Here is a 4,403-nt window from a genome sequence, read left to right on the forward strand (position 1 = left end):
GAGGGCGAGGAGGGGGAGGAGGGTGTTCGCCACCTGGCGGAGGCTTCGGGCCGTGTGGGGCTTGGTGTAGGGCTTGATGAGGGGGATCCAGTCCTTGGGCTCTACTTTTTTCATCGCCATCCCGCGCTTTTAGAGCGCACCCTATGGTAGGGCCTCGTCCCATGAGGCGGGTGAGAAGGGTGGCGCGCTCTGGCCAAAGCTGGGCGCCCGCACCTTGAGATGCCCAAGCTTGGGATGTGGGAAAGCGCTTTTGGGGCCCCCACCGCGGCAAAAGCCGCGGTGGGGTACCTAGCGGGGCCTGAGGCGCTCCTCCGAGTCCAGGAGGAGGGTCACGGGGCCCTCATTTACCAGGTGGACCCGCATGTGGGCCCCGTAGACCCCGGTTTCCACGTGGACCCCTTGGGCCAGGAAGGCCTCAATGGCCGCCTCGTAAAGCCTTTTGCCCTGGTCGGGGGGGGCGGCCTGCAGGAAGGAGGGGCGGTTCCCCTTGCGGGTGTCGGCGTAGAGGGTGAACTGGCTCACCAGAAGCACCTCGCCTCCCACGTCCAGGAGGGAGAGGTTCATCTTGCCCTGGGGGTCGGGGAAGACCCTCAGGTTCACGATCTTGCGGGCGAGGTAAAGGGCGTCCTCCGGGGTGTCCCTCTGCCCCACCCCCAGGAGGACGAGGAGCCCGAGGCCGATCCTCCCCACCACCTCGCCCTCCACCTCCACAAAGGCCTCGGAGACCCGCTGCACCACGGCCCGCATCCCTCACCCCCTGGGCCCGGCGAAGAGGGCCACGGTGCCGGGCCCCGTGTGCACGCTCACCGCCGCCCCCGCCTGGAGGGTGGCGAGGACCTCCACCCCTTCGGCCTGCACCCGCCCTTTCAGGGCCTCCGCCCCTTGGGGGTTTCCGGCGTGGGCCACGTAGACCAGCCCGCCCTCGGGGAACTCCTGGCGGAAGAGCTCGGCCACCTTGCGCAGGCCTTCCGTGAAGCCCCGCGCTCGAGGCCCCGCCTCCACCGCCCCTTCCTTGACCAAGAGGACGGGAAGGATGCGGAGAAGGCTGCCCATAAAGTGTTGCAGGCCCCCGATGCGCCCCGAGCGGTGGAGGTAGGTGAGGGTCCGGGGGAGCACGTACCCCCGCACCTTTTGACGGTAAGGGGCGAGGGCCTCTTCCAGCCTCTCCCAGACCACCCCTATCCGGAGAAGCCGCCGGGCCTCCTCCGGGGAGAGGCCCAGGGTGGAGTCGGCGGCGAAGGCCACGCTAGAGGCTGTAGGCATAGAACCCGTAGGTGCCGGGGCCGGTGTGGCTGGCGATCACCGCTCCCAGCTCGCTCACCAGGGCTTCCTCCACGGGAAGCCCGGAGGAGAGGACCCTTTCCTTGAGCTCCTTGACCGCCCCCTCCTCGGCGCTGTAGAGGAAAAAGGCCCGGATGCTCCCCTTGTCCTTCGCCCAGGCGCGAAAGTCCTCGAGGATCGCCTCCCGGGCCTTTCTTTCCCCCCGGGCCCGGCCTGCGGTCTCCACCCGGCCCTCCTTGAGGGTGAGGATGGGCTTGATCTGGAGGAGGGTGCCCAGGAGGGCCTGGGCCCCGCCGATGCGCCCGCCCCGCCTGAGGAACTCCAGGGTGGCCACGGTGAAGCGGACGAAGTGGTCCTGCCGGATCCTATCGAGCTCCGCCACCACCTCTTTGAGGTCCCGGCCCCCGTCCAGGAGCTCCTTGGCCCTCAAGACCATCATCCCGATACCCAAGGAGGCGGCCTGGCTATCAAAGAGGGTGATCCTGCCGGGGAACTGGCTTGCCGCGAGCTCCGCCGACTGCAAGGTGCCCGAAAGCTTGCTGGAGATGTGGATGGAAAGGACGTGGTCCGCTTCCTGAAGGGCCTCGGCGTACGCCTTGGCGAAGTCCTCGGGGGAGGGCTGGCTGGTGCTGGGGAAGCCTTCGCCGGAGCGCACCCTCCGGAAGATCTCCTCGGGGGTTATTTCCTCCCAGTCCCGGTACACCCGGCCGCCCAGGTTCACGTAAAGGGGAACCGCCCGGATGCCCAGGCGCTCCCGAAGGGGCTTGGGCAGGTCGGCGGTGGAGTCGGTTACCAGGGCTACCTTCATGGACCTCCTTTTGCTCCGGCCTAGGATACCACAGGGGCCCGGTGTAGTGTACCGGGAGCCTTGCCCCAAGGGCTTTCCCCGTGCTAGGGTCAAGGGTATATGTGGCGGGTGCTGGTTTCCGACGAGATGCGGCTTGGGGACCTGAAGTACCCCGGGGTGCTCCTAGACTACCGGCCAGGGATCGGCCGGGAGGAGCTTCTTGAGGTCATTCCCGCCTACGACGCCCTCATCACCCGAAGCCGCACCCAGGTGGACGCCGAGCTCCTCAGGCGGGGGAAGCGGCTTAAGGTGGTGGGCCGGGGCGGGGTGGGGGTGGACAACGTGGACCTCGAGGCGGCGAGCCGCCTGGGCATCCTGGTGGTGAACGTCCCCGAGGCCAACACCCGTTCCGCCGCCGAGCTCGCCTTCGGCCTCCTCCTCGCCGCGGCCCGGGGCATCGCCCTCTCCGACCGGAAGATGCGAGGGGGGGAGTGGGACCGGAAGTTTTTGGGGGTGGAGCTAAAGGGGAAGACCCTGGGGATCGTGGGCTTGGGCCGCATCGGGGGGCAGGTGGCCCGCTTCGGCAAGGCCTTTGAGATGCGGGTCCTGGCCTACGATCCCTACATCCCCAAGGCCCGGGCGGAAAGCCTCGGGGTGGAGCTTCTGGAGAGCCTCGAGGACCTCCTCCGGCAGAGCCACTTCCTCACCCTGCACACCCCCCTCACCGAGGAGACCCGGGGGATGATCGGCCGGAGGGAGCTCTACCTCCTTCCCCGGGGGGCGGTGGTGGTGAACGCCGCAAGGGGCGGCATCGTGGACGAGAAGGCCCTCCTGGAGGTCCTGGAGGAAGGCCACCTTTTCGCCGCGGGCCTGGACGTCTTCGCCGAGGAGCCGCCCCCCAAGGACCACCCCCTCATCCACCACCCCAGGGTGGTCCACACCGCCCACCTGGGGGCGAACACGGTGGAGGCCCAGGAAAGGGTGGGGGAGGCCATCCTGGAAAGGGTGGTGCGCACCCTGGAGGGGGACCTCTCCTACGCCCTGAACACCGGCTTTGACCCCGAGGCCCTCGAGGCCCTGCGGGGCTTCCTGCCCCTGGGGGAGGCCTTGGGGAAGCTCCTCGCCCAGATCACCCGGGGAAGGCCCCAGGCCCTAGAGGTGCGTTTCCTGGGCCAGTTTGAGAAGGACCCCGAGCCCGTGGCCAGCGCCGTGGCCAAGGGGCTTCTCTCCCGGGTTCTGGGGGAGGGGGCGGTGAACCTGGTCTCGGCCAGGCCCCTCCTCAAGGACCGGGGCATCCACCTCACCACCCTGCGCTCCGAGGAGGCGGGGGAGTACACGAGGCTTTTGGAGGCCAGGCTCACCACGGACCAGGAGGAGCGCCGGGCCCGGGGGGTGGTGATCGGGGGGAAGCCCCGCCTGGTGGGCATTGATGACTACGCCCTGGAGGTGGTGCCCGAGGGGTACATGCTGGTCTGCGTCAACTACGACCGCCCGGGGGTGGTGGGCCAGGTGGGGACCCTCCTCGGCGAGGCGGGGGTGAACATCGCGGGGATGCAGCTCGGGCGGGACGTGCCGGGCGGCCGGGCCCTTTTCGTGCTCACCGTGGACCAGAGGCCTACCCTCGAGGTCCTGGAGGCCCTGAGGGCCCTGCCGGTCCTGGAGCGGGTGGATGTGGCGGAACTCTAGGGGCGGGGGTTGAAAAGCCCGCTCCCTTTAGAGGAGAATAGCGGCACGAGCGCAGGAAATCGTGAAGTATATCACTTGCGCTTCCCGAAGGCGTACACCAGCTCGTCCGCCTTGCGCACCACGAGGAGCAAAGCCGTCCGTCCCATCCCGTCCTTCAGCAGGTACTTGGTGCGGGTTTCCCCGTCCACCACCTTCTCCTCCTGGCTTTCCAGGAAGTAACCGGCGGCGGCCAGGTTGGTGAGGACCTGATGTATAAGGGCGGCGTGGAGGCGGCTTGTGAGGCCCTTGGCGGCGAAGGTTTCCAGGGCGTAGCCCTTGGCCTCGGGGAAACGGGCCAGGATGGGCTCGGGGCTTCGCGCTTTGTAGGTTCCCTGGGGCAGGCGCACGGCGGGGTCCAGGCTCGAGGCCAAAGCGGCCACCGCGGTCACCTCCACCAGGGTCTGGGCCCAGGCGCCCACGGCGAGGACCAGGAGCAGGCTCAAAAGCTTTTTCATGACCCCACTCTACTCCCCGCCAGGCCTCGGGGTCGCCTTAGCCCAGGTTTAGCCTAGACCTCGCCATGAGGACGCTTGGCTTCCTTTACCTGGCCCTTGGCTCCCTGGCCCTGGCCCAGGCGGTGGTGGGGGTTTACCCCCTTCCCCCCACGCCC

The 4,403-nt window shown here is 68.5% G+C and carries 4 protein-coding genes and 2 pseudogenes; 1 reads left to right on the plus strand and 5 read right to left on the minus strand.

The annotated features are described in order from the left end of the window. From AC01Y6_RS09670 to AC01Y6_RS09685, 4 genes and pseudogenes are all read right to left on the minus strand, one after another. Positions 1-114, minus strand: a pseudogene (locus tag AC01Y6_RS09670) (fatty acid desaturase); the annotation flags it as partial. A gap of 174 nt (positions 115-288) precedes the next feature. After that, positions 289-747 carry a D-aminoacyl-tRNA deacylase gene (gene dtd / locus AC01Y6_RS09675; RefSeq protein WP_428721285.1) on the minus strand — a complete coding sequence of 153 codons (459 nt, stop codon included), beginning with the start codon at positions 745-747 and terminating at the stop codon, positions 289-291. 3 nt (positions 748-750) lie between these two features. After that, positions 751-1,272 (minus strand): annotated as a pseudogene (locus tag AC01Y6_RS09680) (DegV family protein); the annotation flags it as partial. Next, positions 1,247-2,089, minus strand: a complete 843-nt coding sequence (locus AC01Y6_RS09685) for a DegV family protein (protein ID WP_428716056.1) — start codon at positions 2,087-2,089, stop codon at positions 1,247-1,249. The gene AC01Y6_RS09685 and the pseudogene AC01Y6_RS09680, both read right to left, overlap by 26 nt. 99 nt (positions 2,090-2,188) lie before the next feature. Here AC01Y6_RS09685 and serA point away from each other — a divergent pair, with 99 nt between their 5' ends. Then, positions 2,189-3,754, plus strand: coding sequence for a phosphoglycerate dehydrogenase (gene serA, locus AC01Y6_RS09690; protein WP_428716057.1), 1,566 nt, complete (start codon positions 2,189-2,191; stop codon positions 3,752-3,754). Between the two features lie 71 nt (positions 3,755-3,825). Here the strand turns inward: serA and AC01Y6_RS09695 are convergent, their stop codons facing one another. Then, positions 3,826-4,248 carry a hypothetical protein gene (locus AC01Y6_RS09695; RefSeq protein ID WP_476671311.1) on the minus strand — a complete coding sequence of 141 codons (423 nt, stop codon included), beginning with the start codon at positions 4,246-4,248 and terminating at the stop codon, positions 3,826-3,828. Positions 4,249-4,403: the final 155 nt, after the last annotated feature.

The sequence above is a fragment of the Thermus sp. genome (genome assembly GCF_056332225.1).